We start from the raw sequence: 14,181 nt of genomic DNA on the forward strand, positions 1-14,181 counted from the left end.
TAGACATCGTCCGATGGCCAAGGTCGACTATTACGAAGTGCTGGGCGTCGCCCGGGACGCCGACGACAAGACGCTGAAGGCGGCCTTCCGCAAGCTCGCGATGCAGTATCATCCGGACCGCAATCCGGGCGATCACGGCGCCGAGGCGAAGTTCAAGGAAATCAACGAGGCCTACGAGAAGCTGCGCGATCCGCAGAAGCGGGCCGCCTATGACCGCTTCGGCCATGCCGCCTTCGACGGACCCGGCGGCGGGCCGGGCGGATTCTCCGGCGATTTCGGCTCGTCGATGTCGGACATCTTCGACGACATCTTCGGCGAGTTCATGGGCGGGCGGCGCGGCCAGCGGCCGAGCGGCGGCCGCGAGCGGGGAGCCGATCTCCGCTACAACATGGAGATCACGCTCGAGGAGGCCTATTCCGGCAAGACCGCCGAGATCCGCGTCCCGACCAAGATCGCCTGCGAGACCTGCTCGGGCACCGGCGCGCGGCCGGGCTCCCATCCCAAGGTCTGCACCACCTGCGACGGCCATGGCCGCGTCCGCGCCGCGCAGGGCTTCTTCTCGATCGAGCGCACCTGCCCGACCTGCGGCGGCCGTGGCGAGATCATCTCCGACCCGTGCGAGAAGTGCGGCGGCACCGGCCGCCAGACGCAGGAGCGTACGCTCCAGGTCAACATCCCGGCCGGCATCGAGGACGGCACCCGCATCCGCCTCTCCGGCGAAGGCGAGGCTGGCCTCAAGGGCGGACCGGCGGGCGATCTCTATCTCTTCCTGTCGGTGAAGCCGCATGCGCTGTTCCAGCGCGAGGGCGCAGACATCTTCTGCCGCGTGCCGATCTCGATCACGACGGCGGCGCTCGGCGGCCAGTTCGACGTGCCGACGGTCGAGGGCGGCAAGACGCGCGTGAAGGTTCCCGAAGGCACCCAGACCGGCAAGCAGTTCCGCCTCAAGGGCAAGGGCATGCCGGTGCTGCGCTCGGCGCAGATGGGCGACATGTATATCCAGGTCGTCGTCGAGACGCCGAGCAACCTGTCGCGCCGCCAGCGCGAACTGCTGGAAGAGTTCGAGCAGGCCTCGTCGGAAGAGAACAATCCCGAGTCCGCCGGCTTCTTCGCCCGCATCCGGGACTTCTTCGGCGGCTCGTGAGGCGGATGCCTGTCACAGGATTGCCTTGAATTCGGCCGCATGATGGCGCGGCGCAAAGAGAGGGCCGCATGTCGTCGATCGAGAAGCGCAAGCTGAAATCCGCCGTCGCCGACGAGGTCCGCTTCCTCTGCAACTGGATGGGCCGCCCGCTCACCACCGGCGCCGTCAGCCCGTCCGGCAGAGCGCTGACGAAGCTGATGGCGAGCTTCGTCGATCCCGCCGATCCGCGGCCGGTGGTCGAGCTCGGGCCCGGTACCGGCGTCGTCACCAAGGCGTTGCTCGATCGTGGCGTCGCGCCGGAGCGGCTGGTCTCGATCGAGTACAATCCGGATTTCTGCGCGCTGCTGCGCAAGCGCTTCGCCGGCGTCCATATCATCGAGGGCGACGCCTATGCGCTGGGCGAAACACTGAAGGGCACGGTCGACGGCGAGATCTCGGCCGTCGTTTCCTCGCTGCCTCTCTTCACGCGACCGGCAGAGATGCGCCGGGCGCTTATCCTCGAGGCGCTCGACCGCATGCCGCCCGGACGGCCGCTGATCCAGTTCTCCTATGCGCTGGTGCCGCCGGTGCCGGCCGAGCCGGGACGCTTCACCGTCGAACACACGCACTGGGTGGTGATGAACCTTCCGCCGGCCCGCGTCTGGCTCTATCGCCGGCCGGCCTGAATGGCGCTCCTCCTCTACGTCTCGCATCCGGAAGTGGCGATCGATCCCGCCATCCCGGTCCCCGACTGGGGCCTTTCGGCCAGGGGCCGGGAGCGGGCCTCGGCCTTTGCGTCGCATCCCCTCCTCGCTTCCGCCGGCCGCATCGTCGCGAGCCGCGAGAACAAGGCGATCGAGACCGCCGAAATCCTCGCCGCGCCGCATGGCCTCGCCATCGAAATCCGCGACGACCTGCACGAGAACGACCGCTCGGCCACGGGCTTCCTGCCGCCGGACGCGTTCGAGGCGACCGCCAACCGCTTTTTCGCCGAGCCCGAGACGAGCATCCGCGGCTGGGAGCGGGCGATCGACGCGCAGCGCCGCATCGTCGGCGCGGTCACGGCCATCCTGGCCGAGCAGCCCGGGGTCGAGACCACCGTGATGGTGGGGCATGGCGGCGTCGGGACGCTGCTGCTCTGCCATGCGGGCGGGTTCGCCATCGACCGCCGCCACGACCAGGCGGGCGGCGGCGGCAATGTCCTCGTCATCGCCACCGATCCGCTGCGGCTCATGGCGCCCTGGACTCGGATGGAAGAGCTCGGAACGGCACTTCCCGCCTGACCCGGACGACCCAGCGGCAGGACGATCGCGGCCGGCCCTCCAGGGCGCTCGGCGCTTCCCTCCGGCCCGGAAAGGTTCTAGAGCTGCGCCATCACGGGAATCACGATGGCGCCGCCGCGCATTCTCCTTCTTGCAGGGTCGACCGCGCCTGCCTCGCCGGCAAGCAGGCTCGCCGCGGCTTTCGCGCGCGAGATCGTGTTTCTCGACGCCGAGGCGACCCTCCTGTCGCTGGCCGATTATTCGATGCCGCTTCGCGATGCCGACGGCACGGCTTCCGTGCCCGACGCGGCGGCGAAGCTCGGCGGCATGCTGCGCGCGCACAGCGCCGTCTTCATCGCGACACCCTCGCTTTTCGGCGGCATGCCGGCGCTGCTCTGCAACGCGCTCGAATGGCTCGCCGCCGTTCACGGCCGGCCGAAGAACGGGGCGCCGCTTTTCGCGCTCGCCGCCGCGTCCGACGACGAGACGGGCGCGTTGTCGGCGCTCGGTGATCTCGAGCGCTTCGTCGCGCGCGGTTTTTCCGCCACGCTGGTCGGCGGCGGGCTCGCCATCGGCCGCGCCGGCCTCGCCTTCGACGCCAAGGGCCGCCTCGACGATCCGCAACTCTCCGCCCGCCTGCAGGCGCTGGCGCGCGAAACCGTCTTCGCCGCGCGGCGCCTCGTCCCCGACAGCTGAACCGTCCTTCGAAGCGAGACTAGCCCGATGCCCATCCTCGACATGCGCGACAAACTGATCGTCGGCCTCGACCTTCCCACCGTCGCCGAGGCGGAAGCGATGGTCGCCAGGCTCGGCGACGACGTCGTGTTCTACAAGGTCGGCCTCCAGCTCACCTTCGCCGGCGGCCTCGATTTCGCCCGCCGGCTCGTCGACCAGGGCAAGAAGGTGTTCCTCGACGTCAAGCTGCTCGACATCGACAACACGGTCCAGCACGCCGTCGAGAACATCGCGCGGCTCGGCATGACCTTCTGCACCATCCACGCCTATCCGAAGGCGATGCGCGCCGCCGTCGCCGGCAAGGGCGAGGCCGGGCTCCGCCTCCTCGCCGTCACCGTGCTCACATCGATGGACGAGGCCGATCTCGCCGCCGCAGGCTTCGCCGGCAGCGTCGGCGAACTCGTCGCGCGCCGCGCCGCCGATGCGCGCGCCGCCGGGATGGACGGCATCGTCTGCTCGCCGGAAGAGGCGCGTGCGATGCGCGCGATCGTCGGCGCCGGCATGTCGATCGTGACGCCGGGCATCCGCCCGCGCGGCGCGCCGACCGGCGACCAGAAGCGCGTCGCGACCCCGGCCGAGGCGATCGCCGCCGGTGCCGACCATCTCGTCGTCGGCCGCCCGATCATCGCCGCGGCCGATCCGCGCGGCGTCGCCCGCTCGATCCTCTCCGAAATCGAACTCGCGATCTCGAAATAGCGCATGCCTGGACAGCGCCGTCTCATAACCGGCGTTTCCATGGCCGCGCCGCCCCTGCTATAGGGACGCGGACAAGCTGGGACCTCGCAACATGACCGATATGGGCCTCGTCGTCGTGGGCGCGGGCGGACGGATGGGCCGCACGCTGATCCGCATCATCCACGAGACGGACGGCGTGACGCTCGTCGGCGCCGTCGAGCGCGAAGGCGCCGAGACGCTCGGCACCGATGCGGGGATCCTTGCCGGCCTCCCCCCGGCCGGCGTTGCCGTCACCGACGATCCGCTGCCGGTCTTCGCGCGGGCCGACGGCGTGCTCGATTTCACCAGCCCGGCCGCGACGCTCGCCTTCGCGGAGATCGCGGCCCAGGCGCGCATCGTCCATGTCGTCGGCACCACCGGCCTCTCCGCCGACGACGAGGCCGCCATCGACGCCGCGGCGCGCCATGCCATCATCGTCAAGTCCGGCAATATGAGCCTCGGCGTCAACCTGCTCGCCGTGCTCGTGCGGCAGGCGGCGCGCGCGCTCGACCCGTCCTTCGACATCGAGATTCTCGAGATGCATCACCGCCACAAGGTGGATGCGCCGTCGGGCACGGCGCTGCTGCTCGGCAAGGCCGCCGCCGACGGGCGCGAGGTTTCGCTCGCCGAGGCCTCGGTGCGCGTGCGCGACGGCCATACCGGCCCGCGGCCCGAAGGGGCGATCGGCTTCGCGACGCTGCGCGGCGGCTCGGTCGCCGGCGACCATTCGGTGCTCTTCGCCGGCGAAGGCGAGACGATCACGCTCTCGCACCACGCCGCCGACCGCGCCATCTTCGCGCGCGGCGCCGTCAAGGCCGCGCTCTGGGCCAGGGGCCGCAAGCCCGGCCGCTATTCCATGGCCGACGTGCTCGGCCTCTCCTGACCTCCCCTCCCAAGGAACAGCCCATGGACCGCATCCTCGTGCTCGTGCGCCACGGCCAGAGCGACTGGAACCTCAAGAACCTCTTCACCGGCTGGCGCGATCCCGACCTGACGCCGAAGGGCGTTGAGGAAGCGCGCGCCGCCGGCAAGCGGCTGAAGGCGCTCGACCTGCAATTCGGCATCGCCTTCACCTCGGTGCTCACCCGCGCGCAGCACACGCTGAAGCTGATCCTCGAGGAGATCGGCCAGCCCGAGCTGCCGACCGTGCGCGACCTCGCGCTCAACGAGCGCGACTATGGCGACCTCTCGGGCCTCAACAAGGACGACGCGCGCGCCAAATGGGGCGAAGAGCAGGTGCATGTCTGGCGCCGCTCCTACGACATCGCCCCGCCCGGTGGCGAGTCGCTCAAGGACACCGGCGCCCGCGTCTGGCCCTATTACCTCTTCAACATCCTGCCGCCGGTCATGCGCGGCGAGAAGGTGCTGGTCGCGGCGCATGGCAATTCGCTGCGCGCGCTCATCATGGCGCTCGAAGGCCTGACGCCCGAGGAGATCCTCAAGCAGGAACTCGATACCGGCGTTCCCATCCTCTACCGCCTCAATGCCGACACCACCGTGGCCGAGAAGAAGGTCCTGAAGGGCTGAAATCAGCCTGTTCGACCTGAACGGCCGGCGCCAGCGCGCCGGCCTCCCCGTGTGATGGCGAAAGAGCCCACGCGGCGGTTGCGTTCGCCCTCTCTTCCGTGATGTTCTTGTGCAGAGCGAGATAGCCTGACGCACCGCAGCGACGCCGGGACGTCGGCAAGAATCCACCGAAGCACGGGGTCAGCGATGAGCCGGAACAGAGGTCGGGCGCGGCAGGCTGCGCGGCACGATCACGGGTGCCAGTCGCGGAGCGCCCCGTCCATGGGCCGCTCGATGGGCCGCTCGGCGCTCGTCATGGCATTCTGCAGCTGGTCGTTCGGCGCTCTCGCCGATCCGAGCGTGACCGCATCGGGCGACGTCGATCCATCTCCCGACAGTCCGGACTGGGTCTATGACGGCATCATCTATGTCGGAAAGACCGGCGTGGGCGCAGTCACGGTAGAGGATGGCGGCACGGTCCTCGATGTCGTCACGTCGATCGGCTACGCAGCCGGATCATCAGGGACCGCGACGATCTCGGGAGCCGGCTCCAACTGGACGACCAATGGCGAACTCTATGTCGGCGAATCCGGCTCCGGCTCGTTGACGATCGAGAATGGCGGTTATGCTAGCGGCGGCTCCTACAGCTATCTCGCGGCCAATGCCGGCTCATCGGGCACGGTGACGGTCTCAGGAGCCGGTTCGCGGTGGCAGAACGAGAATCTTCTCATCGGCTATGCGGGCAATGGCACAGTAACGGTCGAGGACGGCGCGGAGGTGACGGCGAATGTCGCCATACTCGGCTATTATGACGGCTCCTACGGGACCGCAACCGTCACGGGACCAGAGTCGAGCTGGACGATCAAGGGGCCCCTGAGGGTCGGCTACGATGGCTCTGCCGACCTCACGGTGGCGGATGGTGGAACCCTTGCCAGCGGGAACGCGACCATCGGCAACTTCAGGCCCTCGCACAGCTCGGTGACGGTCACCGGTCCGGGGTCGAGCTGGACGATCAATGGCGACCTGGAAGTGGCCGCCGCAGGCACCGCCACACTCACCATCGCCGATGGCGCCGCAGTCAGCGGCAGCAATGCCGTTCTCGGCAACAGCAGCCGATCGGCTTCGGGCACTGCGATCGTCACCGGCATGGGCTCCAGCTGGACCAACAGCGGCGACCTGACCATCGGCCGGTCCGGCAATGGATTTCTGATCGTCGCCGATGGCGGCAAGGTCTCCGACAACGACGCGCTGCTCGGCGTCTTCAACGGTACTTCGGGCACCGCGACCGTCAGTGGCGAGGGCTCCACCTGGACAAACAGCGGTAATCTGACCGTCGGCGTGGCCGGCACGGGCATGCTGACCATCGAGGGCGGCGGCGCAGTCAGCGACGCCAACGCGACGCTCGGCGACGACGTCGACCCTATTGGTCGGCCCTCGACCGGTACGGCGCTCGTCACGGGCGCGGGCTCGACCTGGACAAATACCGGCACTCTCACGATCGGCAACCGTGGCAATGGCACCCTCACCGTCGAAGACGGCGGCAGCGTCACCAGCGCCAACGCCCTGCTCGGCGTCGCCGCGGGCAGATCGGGCACCGCCACCGTCAACGGCGAGGGGTCCGTCTGGACGAACAGCGGGAAGCTGACCGTCGGCGTCGCCGGCACGGGCACGCTGACCATCGCGGACGGCGGCACGGTCAGCGACGCCAATGCGACGCTCGGCGACGCGGCCGGCTCGAGCGGAACCGCGCTCGTCACCGGCGAAGGCTCGAACTGGACGCATTTCGAGGATGTCGTCGTCGGCAATCGCGGCACCGGATCTCTGACGATCGCCGATGGCGGCAAGGTCGAAGACGACGACGGCACTCTCGGCCTGTTCGCAGGCTCCACGGGCACCGCAAGCGTTTCGGGGGCCGGCGCGCGCTGGGTCAACCGCGCCGATCTGACCGTCGGCGATTCCGGCTCCGGCTCACTGACGATCGCGGCCGGCGGCGCGGTCAGCGACGACTACGGCTATATCGGCCGCGACGCCGATGGATCGGGCACCGTCACGGTCACCGATTCCGGCTCCAGCTGGAGCAGCGACTACCTGCTCGTCGGCTACAAGGGCGGCGGCGCGCTCTCGGTCGAAAACGGCGGCACCGTAACGGCGGGAACGGCCTTCGTCGGATATACGAATACCGCCTCCGGAACGGTCAGCGTCTCGGGCCCCGCCTCGAGCCTCGAGGTTGCGGGCGGCCTTACCATCGGCGGTGCGGGTCTCGGATCGCTGACGATCGCCGATGGCGGTTCCGTCGCCAGCGCGTTCGCAACGCTGGGAAGCTATGATGCGTCGGGCTCCGCCGTCGTCTCGGGCGCCGGCTCCAGCTGGACCAATTCCGGCGCGCTCACCATTGGCGGCGAGGGCATCGGCGCCCTCACGCTCTCGGCCGGCGGCTCGCTCGAGAGCGGAACCGCCTCGCTTGCATCTCTGGCCGGCTCGACGGGAACGGCGCTCGTCGCCGGAGCCGGCTCCAGCTGGACCAACGCTGGCACGCTGACCATCGGCGCTGGCGGCGCCGGCACGCTGACGATCGCCAGCGGAGGACTGGTCCAGGCTGCCGACGCCACTCTTGGATCGCTCGCCGGCTCGACGGGAACGGCGCTCGTCACCGGGGCCGGCTCCGGCTGGACAAATACCGGCGCGCTGACCATCGGCGCCGGCGGCGCCGGCGCGCTGACCATCGCGGATGGCGCGACGGTGAGCGCCGGAACCCTCCTGCTCGCGGCCGAAGCCGGATCGAGCGGCACGCTCGCGATTGGTGCCGCCGCCGATGCGGCTGCAACCTCCGCCGGCGCGCTCGTCGCGGATTCGGTCGCCTTCGGCTCCGGCGCCGGCGGCATCGTCTTCAACCACACCGACGCCGCCTATGTGTTCGCCCCATCGCTCTCGGGCACCGGCACCATTGACGCCTATGCGGGCACGACCGTCCTTGCCGGGGCCAATGGCGGCTATACCGGCACGGCGACGCTGCATGGCGGCACGCTTTCGGCTGCCGCCGCCGAGAATATCGGTGGCGCCAGCCTCGTCTTCGACGGCGGCACGCTGCAGACGACCGGCAGCTTCACGCTCGCCAACCCCCTTAGCTTCAACGCCGGCGGCGGCACGCTTGAAACCGCGGCGGACACCAGCCTCTCGGTCGCGAGCGCGCTGGTCGGAACCGGCCCGCTGAACAAGACGGGTACCGGGCTGCTCGAACTGACCGGCGCCTCGCCGTCCTTCTTCGGGCCGACCACGATCAGCGCGGGCGAACTGCAGGTCGACGGCTCGCTGGCCGGCTCGGTCGTGACGGCGCTCGGCGGGACGACGCTGTCGGGCACCGGCACGGTCGGCGGTGTCGTCGCGCAGCCGGGCTCGACCATCGCTCCCGGCAACAGCCCCGGGACGCTGACGGTGGCCGGCGACTTTGTCCAGGCCTCCGGATCGACCTATGCGGTCGAACTCGTGGGCGGCAGTTCCGAATCCGACCTGATCCAGGTCGGCGGCCAGGCGACGATCGAGAGCGGCGCGCTGCTCGACGTCTCCATTTATGGCAGCGGCAGCTATTCCGCCGACACGCGCTACACGATCCTGACAGCGGCAGGCGGCCTCACCGGCACCTATGACGTGACCGGCGAGAGTTCGGCCTTCTATGCGCTCGACGTCACCTATGGCGCGACGGCCATCGAGCTGGATGTGCTGCTCTGGCGTCCGTTCGTCGACGCGGCCGTGACCGAGAACCAGTTTGCGACGGCCGCCGCCCTGCAGAGCCTTTCGGTCCTCAACCCGATGCGGCAGGCGGTGGGCGCGCTTGAGACCGATGCGCTGGCGCAGGCCGCCTTCGACAGCCTTTCCGGCGAGATCTATCCCTCGATCGAGGGCGCGATGGCGGAGGACAGCCGCTTCATCCGCAACGCCGCGATCGACCGGATCCGCGCGGCCTTCGACGAACGGCCGGCCCCGGCCGGCAGCACCGCCTGCGGAGCCGACGCGACCACCGTGCGCGTCGGACCCAACTGCGTCGGCGTCGCGTTCTGGGCCCAGGGCTACGGCGTCTGGGGCAATACCGACGGCAACGGCAACACTGCGAGCCTCTCGCATGACACGGGCGGCTTCCTGGTCGGCGCCGATACGCCGGTGCTCGACAGCTGGCGGCTCGGCATCCTCGGCGGCTACAGCCGCTCCACCTATGGCGTGGCGGAGCGCGACTCCTCGGCGAGTTCCGACAATTACAGCATCGGCCTTTACGGCGGCACCGCATGGGACCGGCTCGGCCTTCGTCTCGGCGGCGCCTATACCTGGAGCGACGTCTCGGCGAACCGCGACGTCCTCTTCCCCGGCTTCGCCGACAGCCTTGGAAGCTCCTATGGCGCCGGCACAGCGCAGGTCTTCGCCGATCTCGGCTATCAGATCGGCCTCGGCCAGACGGCGCTCGGCAAGGTCTCGATGGAGCCCTTCGCCAACCTTGCCTATGTCGATGTCCAGACCGACGGCTTCACGGAGGAGGGCGGGCTCGCCGCGCTCGACGCACAGAGCGGCAGCACCGGCGTCACCTTCTCGACGCTCGGCCTGCGCGGATCGAGCGTCTTCGTGCTGCGCGGGATGGACCTGACGGCGTCGGCGGCGCTCGGCTGGCGCCACGCCTTCGGCGATACCGATCCGACGGCGACGGTCAATTTCGCAGGCTCCGACCTGTTCACCGTCGCCGGTGTCCCGATCGCCGAGGATGCGGCGCTGGTGGAAGCTGGCCTCTCGGCCAGCCTCGCGCAGAATGTCGACCTGAACCTCTCCTATACGGGTCAGTTCGGCAGCGGCACCGAAAGCCAGGGCCTGACAGGCAAGTTCAGCATCGGCTTCTGAAGGCGGCGGGCGGAGCCGATATCGCCACTTTGGGTGCTCGTCAGGCGGTGCCTGTTCAGGCGGGATCGTTCGTTGCCTTCGCGGGGAGCCATTCGCCCCGGACCTCGTCGTCCGCCTCGCGGCCGGCCCGGAGCCCTGCTTCCCGCGCCGCGATGTCCGGCGAGAGCCGCCAGAGCGCCCAGACGGCGGCGCCGCGGACGACCGGAGCCGCGTCGTCGAGGCGCGCCACGACCAGCGGCGCGAGGGCAACATCGCCCGAATTGCCCATCGCGATCAGGACGTTGCGCAGGAAGCGGTCGCGGCCGATGCGCTTCACCGGCGAGCCGGCGAACAGAACGCGGAAGGCGGCATCGTCCAGCGTGGCGAGATCGGCGAGCCGGGGCGCGGCGAGATCCGGCCGCGCCTTCAGCTTCATCTCGGCGCCGGCCTGGGCGAACTTGTTCCACGGGCAGGCGGCGAGGCAATCGTCGCAGCCATAGATGCGATTGCCCATCGCGGCGCGGAACTCGGCCGGGATCGGCCCCGAATGCTCGATGGTGAGATAGGAAATGCAGCGCCGGGCATCGATCTGGTAGGGCGCCGGGAAGGCGCCGGTCGGGCAGGCGTCGAGGCAGGCGCGGCAGGAGCCGCAATGGTCGCGCTCGGCCGCGTCAGCCGGCAGCGGCAGCGCCGTCAGGATCGCGCCGAGGAAAAGCCAGGAGCCGAAGGCGCGGGAGACGAGATTGGTGTGCTTGCCCTGCCAGCCGATGCCGGCGGCTGCGGCGAGCGGCTTTTCCATCAGCGGCGCTGTGTCGACGAACACCTTGACCTCGGCGCCGCTGCGCGCCGCGAGGCGGCCGGCCAGAAGCTTCAGCTTGCCCTTGATGACGTCGTGATAGTCGCGGTTCTGCGCATAGACGGAGATCGCGCCGCGATCGGGCCGCTCCAGGACGGCGCGGGGGTCGCTGTCGGGGCCGTAATTGAGGCCGAGCATGACGACGGCGCGGACATCGGGCCAGAGCGTGCGCGGATCGGCGCGCCGCGCCTCGGTCTCGGCCATCCAGGCCATGGAGCCGTGACGGCCGGCTTCGAGGAAGGCCCGCAGCCGCGCGGCGGCCTCGGGGATGGCATCCGGCGCCGCGATGCGCACGGCATCAAAGCCCTCGCTCCGCGCATCGGCGACGAGACGGGTCTTCTCGGCCGAAAGAGCGGCATCAATGCCGGCTTCGTTCAGAAGTCGAGATCCGCGTAGTGGGTCGAGGCCGGGACGCCCCGGAGCGTGTCGGCGAGCAGCGAGCGGAAGGACGGGCGGGACTTCACCCGCGCGTACCACGCCTTCGCCGTCTCGTCGGCTTCCCATGGCACCTCGCCGAGATAATCGATGCAGGAAATCTCCGCCGCGGCGGCGAAGTCGGCCAGCGACAGCTCGCGGCCGGCCAGCCAGTTCCTGCGTCCCGCCAGATAGCCGATATATTGCAGATGATAGCGGATATTGGCGCGCGCTGCGCGGATCGCCGCCGGATCGGGCGAGTTGTTGCCTTCACCCGCCGCCATGCGCCGCTTGTAGACCTTCTCGGTGACGAGATAGTTGGTCACCTCGCCATGGAGCTTCTGCGAGAACCACTCGACGAGGCGGCGCACCTCGGCGCGGTCGGCGGCATGCTCGGGCATCAGGCGGACTTCGCCCATCCGCGCGCCCTTGGTCTCGACCAGATATTCGGCCACCACCGGCCCGCCGCTCACCACCGTGTCGTTGTCGTCGATGAAGATCGGCAGCGTGCCTGCCGGGTTCATCTGCAACAGCGCCGGAACGCGAAGCCAGGGCTTCTCCTCGATGAATTCGACGGTCTCGTCATACTCCGCCAGCACGAGGCGGACATAGCGGGACGCGGCGGAAAACGGGTGGTGGTGAAGCTGGGACATCGACACGCGGGGTGGTGTGACGGGCAAAGGCAGCGATTTTGCGGCAGTTCGTCCAATTGCCGCCGATCTTTCGCGGCCCGCATATAGGCTGCCATCGTCACCGCGATCAAGCCGATTCGCGCTGCGTCCCCCTCATCCCGAATCAAGGGTGATCCATGGATCCCAAAAGCATGCTGGATGCGCTCATTCTCGGCCTGATCGAGGGCCTGACCGAGTTCATCCCGGTATCCTCCACCGGCCATCTGCTGCTCGCGGGCCATTTTCTCGGCTTCGACAGCCCGGGCCGGGCGTTCGAGGTGCTCATCCAGCTCGGTGCCATCCTCGCGATCCTCACCGTCTATGCCGCGCGCATCCTGAAGATCCTGAAGGACCTGCCGCACGACCCGCGCACCCGCCGCTTCGTGATCGGCGTGCTCGTCGCCTTCCTGCCGGCCGTCGTGGTCGGCGTCATCGCCCATGATTTCATCAAGCGGGTGCTGTTCGAGAGCCCGATGCTGATCTCGATCACGCTCATTCTCGGCGGCTTCGTGCTTCTCGTCGTCGACCGGCTCGACCTGCGCCCGCGCTATCACGACGCGATGGACTTCCCGCTGCCGATGTATCTCGCCATCGGCATCGTGCAGTGCCTCGCGATGATCCCCGGCGTCTCGCGCTCGGGCGCCACCGTCGTCGCCGCCATGGCCTTCGGCAGCGACAAGCGCTCGGCGGCCGAGTTCTCGTTCTTCCTCGCGATGCCGACCATGGTCGGCGCCTTCGCCTATGATCTCTACAAGAACCACGGCGCGCTCACCGACGCGGCGCTGATCAATATCGGCATCGGCTTCGTCGCGGCCTTCGTCGCGGGCGTCTTCGTGGTCCGCCACCTGCTCGACTTCGTGAGCCAGCGCGGCTTCGCGCCTTTTGCCTATTGGCGCATCGTCGTCGGCGCCATCGCGCTCGCCGCCGTGCTGACCTTCGGCTGAGCCCCGAAACGAAAACGGGGCCCGCGAGGGCCCCGTCCAGACCGGTCGACCGGCGCCGCGATCAGGCGGTGCGCTTGTGGTCGAACTGGCCGTGCGGCTTGAAGCGCACGAGATAGGACGGCAGCACCGCCTCGAGGCTGGTCGGCTGGATGCCGAGCCCCTGCAGCGTGCGGCCTTCGGCGACCGCCTTCTCCGAGACGACATTGTCGGTCTCGAGCAGCTTCAGCTGGTCGCGCGTCATCATCGGATTGGGCAGCCACTCCATGAGGGAGGCCTGAGCGCGGGCGATGCCCCAGGGCAGCGACACCAGCGGCCGGCTGCGGCCGATCTCCGACAGGATCAGCTCCAGGCATTCGCGGAAGGTCTTCACCTCCGGGCCGCCGAGCTCGTAGATCCTGCCGCCCTCGACCGTCCCGTCGACCGCGCGGGCGATCACCTCGGCGACGTCGCCGACGAAGACCGGCTGGAACTTCGTCGTGCCGCCGCCGATGAGCGGCAGCGCCGGCAGGTAGCGCGTCAGGTCGGCGAAGCGGTTGAAGAACTTGTCCTCGGGGCCGAACACGATCGAGGGGCGCAGAACGACCGCGCCGGGCACCGTCTCCAGCGCCGCTGCCTCGCCCTCGGCCTTGCTCTTCGCATAGAGCGACTGCGAATCCGGATGGGCGCCGAGCGCCGACATCTGGACGAGATTGGCGATGCCGGCGGCGCGGGTCGCCTCGGCCACGGCGCGGGCGCCGAAGGCCTGCACGGCGTTGAAGCTCTGCCGGCCGCTCTCGGAAAGGATGCCGACGAGATTGACGACGGCGTCGGCGCCCTCGACCGCTCGGTCGACCGACCAGCGATAGCGGAGATTGGCCTGCACCGGCATGATCTGGCCGACGGCGCCGAGCGGCTGCACATGGCCGGCGAGATCGGGCCGCCGCACCGCGACGCGGATCCGCCAGCCACGCTTCGCCAGCGCACGGACCGCATGGCGTCCGATGAAACCGGACCCGCCGAAGATCGTGACCAGCTTGCCCGTCTGCGCCGTCATGCTCCGCTCCTGCCGCCCTGTCCTGCCGACTGTCTCGAACCCTTCCAATAGTCTGTGGCAGCGGCA

At 69.4% G+C, this 14,181-nt stretch carries 12 protein-coding genes; 9 read left to right on the forward strand and 3 right to left on the reverse strand.

Annotation, left to right across the window (positions count from 1 at the left end; genetic code table 11):
• Positions 1-13 precede the first annotated feature (13 nt).
• The 8 genes from dnaJ to QO015_RS13065 all read left to right on the forward strand — a co-directional run bounded on the left by dnaJ (position 14) and on the right by QO015_RS13065 (position 10,218).
• Complete coding sequence (gene dnaJ / locus QO015_RS13030; protein ID WP_266278918.1) at positions 14-1,144, forward strand: molecular chaperone DnaJ; 1,131 nt, start codon at positions 14-16, stop codon at positions 1,142-1,144.
• 68 nt (positions 1,145-1,212) lie between these two features.
• The gene (locus QO015_RS13035) at positions 1,213-1,809 is read left to right on the forward strand and encodes a class I SAM-dependent methyltransferase (protein WP_266278917.1); all 597 of its coding nucleotides are present in this window, start codon (positions 1,213-1,215) and stop codon (positions 1,807-1,809) included.
• Positions 1,810-2,406 (forward strand): histidine phosphatase family protein, encoded by a 597-nt coding sequence (locus QO015_RS13040; RefSeq protein WP_266278915.1) that lies wholly within the window; start codon positions 1,810-1,812, stop codon positions 2,404-2,406.
• Positions 2,407-2,511: 105 nt separating this feature from the next.
• A complete protein-coding gene (locus QO015_RS13045; RefSeq protein WP_266278914.1) occupies positions 2,512-3,081 on the forward strand; it encodes an NADPH-dependent FMN reductase in 570 nt (189 codons plus the stop codon).
• A gap of 27 nt (positions 3,082-3,108) precedes the next feature.
• Entirely contained in the window at positions 3,109-3,816 is a 708-nt protein-coding gene (pyrF, locus tag QO015_RS13050) for an orotidine-5'-phosphate decarboxylase (protein ID WP_266278912.1), read from the forward strand.
• 91 nt (positions 3,817-3,907) lie between these two features.
• On the forward strand, positions 3,908-4,717 hold the full coding sequence (dapB, locus tag QO015_RS13055) for a 4-hydroxy-tetrahydrodipicolinate reductase (protein WP_266278911.1): 810 nt from the start codon (positions 3,908-3,910) through the stop codon (positions 4,715-4,717).
• A gap of 23 nt (positions 4,718-4,740) precedes the next feature.
• The gene (locus tag QO015_RS13060; protein WP_266278910.1) at positions 4,741-5,361 is read left to right on the forward strand and encodes a 2,3-bisphosphoglycerate-dependent phosphoglycerate mutase; all 621 of its coding nucleotides are present in this window, start codon (positions 4,741-4,743) and stop codon (positions 5,359-5,361) included.
• A gap of 261 nt (positions 5,362-5,622) precedes the next feature.
• Positions 5,623-10,218: an autotransporter domain-containing protein gene (locus tag QO015_RS13065; protein ID WP_266278909.1), complete on the forward strand. Its 4,596-nt coding sequence runs from the start codon at positions 5,623-5,625 to the stop codon at positions 10,216-10,218.
• Positions 10,219-10,273: 55 nt separating this feature from the next.
• On the opposite strand, the gene queG is transcribed toward QO015_RS13065, so the two are convergent.
• Positions 10,274-11,431, reverse strand: coding sequence for a tRNA epoxyqueuosine(34) reductase QueG (gene queG, locus QO015_RS13070; RefSeq protein ID WP_370877460.1), 1,158 nt, complete (start codon positions 11,429-11,431; stop codon positions 10,274-10,276).
• On the reverse strand, positions 11,428-12,120 hold the full coding sequence (locus QO015_RS13075; RefSeq protein WP_266278906.1) for a glutathione S-transferase family protein: 693 nt from the start codon (positions 12,118-12,120) through the stop codon (positions 11,428-11,430). The genes queG and QO015_RS13075 overlap by 4 nt, the downstream gene beginning before the upstream one ends.
• Before the next feature lie 155 nt (positions 12,121-12,275).
• On the opposite strand from QO015_RS13075, the gene QO015_RS13080 reads away from it, so the two are divergent.
• Positions 12,276-13,082 carry an undecaprenyl-diphosphate phosphatase gene (locus tag QO015_RS13080; RefSeq protein WP_266278904.1) on the forward strand — a complete coding sequence of 269 codons (807 nt, stop codon included), beginning with the start codon at positions 12,276-12,278 and terminating at the stop codon, positions 13,080-13,082.
• 61 nt (positions 13,083-13,143) lie between these two features.
• Here the strand turns inward: QO015_RS13080 and QO015_RS13085 are convergent, their stop codons facing one another.
• Positions 13,144-14,115: a complex I NDUFA9 subunit family protein gene (locus QO015_RS13085; protein ID WP_266278902.1), complete on the reverse strand. Its 972-nt coding sequence runs from the start codon at positions 14,113-14,115 to the stop codon at positions 13,144-13,146.
• Positions 14,116-14,181 lie beyond the last annotated feature (66 nt).

This window comes from Kaistia geumhonensis (genome assembly GCF_030815145.1).
Classification (GTDB): Bacteria; Pseudomonadota; Alphaproteobacteria; order Rhizobiales; family Kaistiaceae; genus Kaistia; species Kaistia geumhonensis.

What these genes read in the sequence shown, in the direction of transcription:
- QO015_RS13085 (WP_266278902.1), bottom strand. Translation starts at nt 14,115, where the DNA reads ATGACGGCGCAGACGGGCAAGCTGGTCACGATCTTCGGCGGGTCCGGT.
- pyrF (WP_266278912.1), top strand. Translation starts at nt 3,109, where the DNA reads ATGCCCATCCTCGACATGCGCGACAAACTGATCGTCGGCCTCGACCTT.
- QO015_RS13075 (WP_266278906.1), bottom strand. Translation starts at nt 12,120, where the DNA reads ATGTCCCAGCTTCACCACCACCCGTTTTCCGCCGCGTCCCGCTATGTC.
- dapB (WP_266278911.1), top strand. Translation starts at nt 3,908, where the DNA reads ATGACCGATATGGGCCTCGTCGTCGTGGGCGCGGGCGGACGGATGGGC.
- QO015_RS13045 (WP_266278914.1), top strand. Translation starts at nt 2,512, where the DNA reads ATGGCGCCGCCGCGCATTCTCCTTCTTGCAGGGTCGACCGCGCCTGCC.
- QO015_RS13035 (WP_266278917.1), top strand. Translation starts at nt 1,213, where the DNA reads ATGTCGTCGATCGAGAAGCGCAAGCTGAAATCCGCCGTCGCCGACGAG.
- dnaJ (WP_266278918.1), top strand. Translation starts at nt 14, where the DNA reads ATGGCCAAGGTCGACTATTACGAAGTGCTGGGCGTCGCCCGGGACGCC.
- QO015_RS13060 (WP_266278910.1), top strand. Translation starts at nt 4,741, where the DNA reads ATGGACCGCATCCTCGTGCTCGTGCGCCACGGCCAGAGCGACTGGAAC.
- QO015_RS13065 (WP_266278909.1), top strand. Translation starts at nt 5,623, where the DNA reads ATGGGCCGCTCGATGGGCCGCTCGGCGCTCGTCATGGCATTCTGCAGC.
- QO015_RS13040 (WP_266278915.1), top strand. Translation starts at nt 1,810, where the DNA reads ATGGCGCTCCTCCTCTACGTCTCGCATCCGGAAGTGGCGATCGATCCC.
- QO015_RS13080 (WP_266278904.1), top strand. Translation starts at nt 12,276, where the DNA reads ATGGATCCCAAAAGCATGCTGGATGCGCTCATTCTCGGCCTGATCGAG.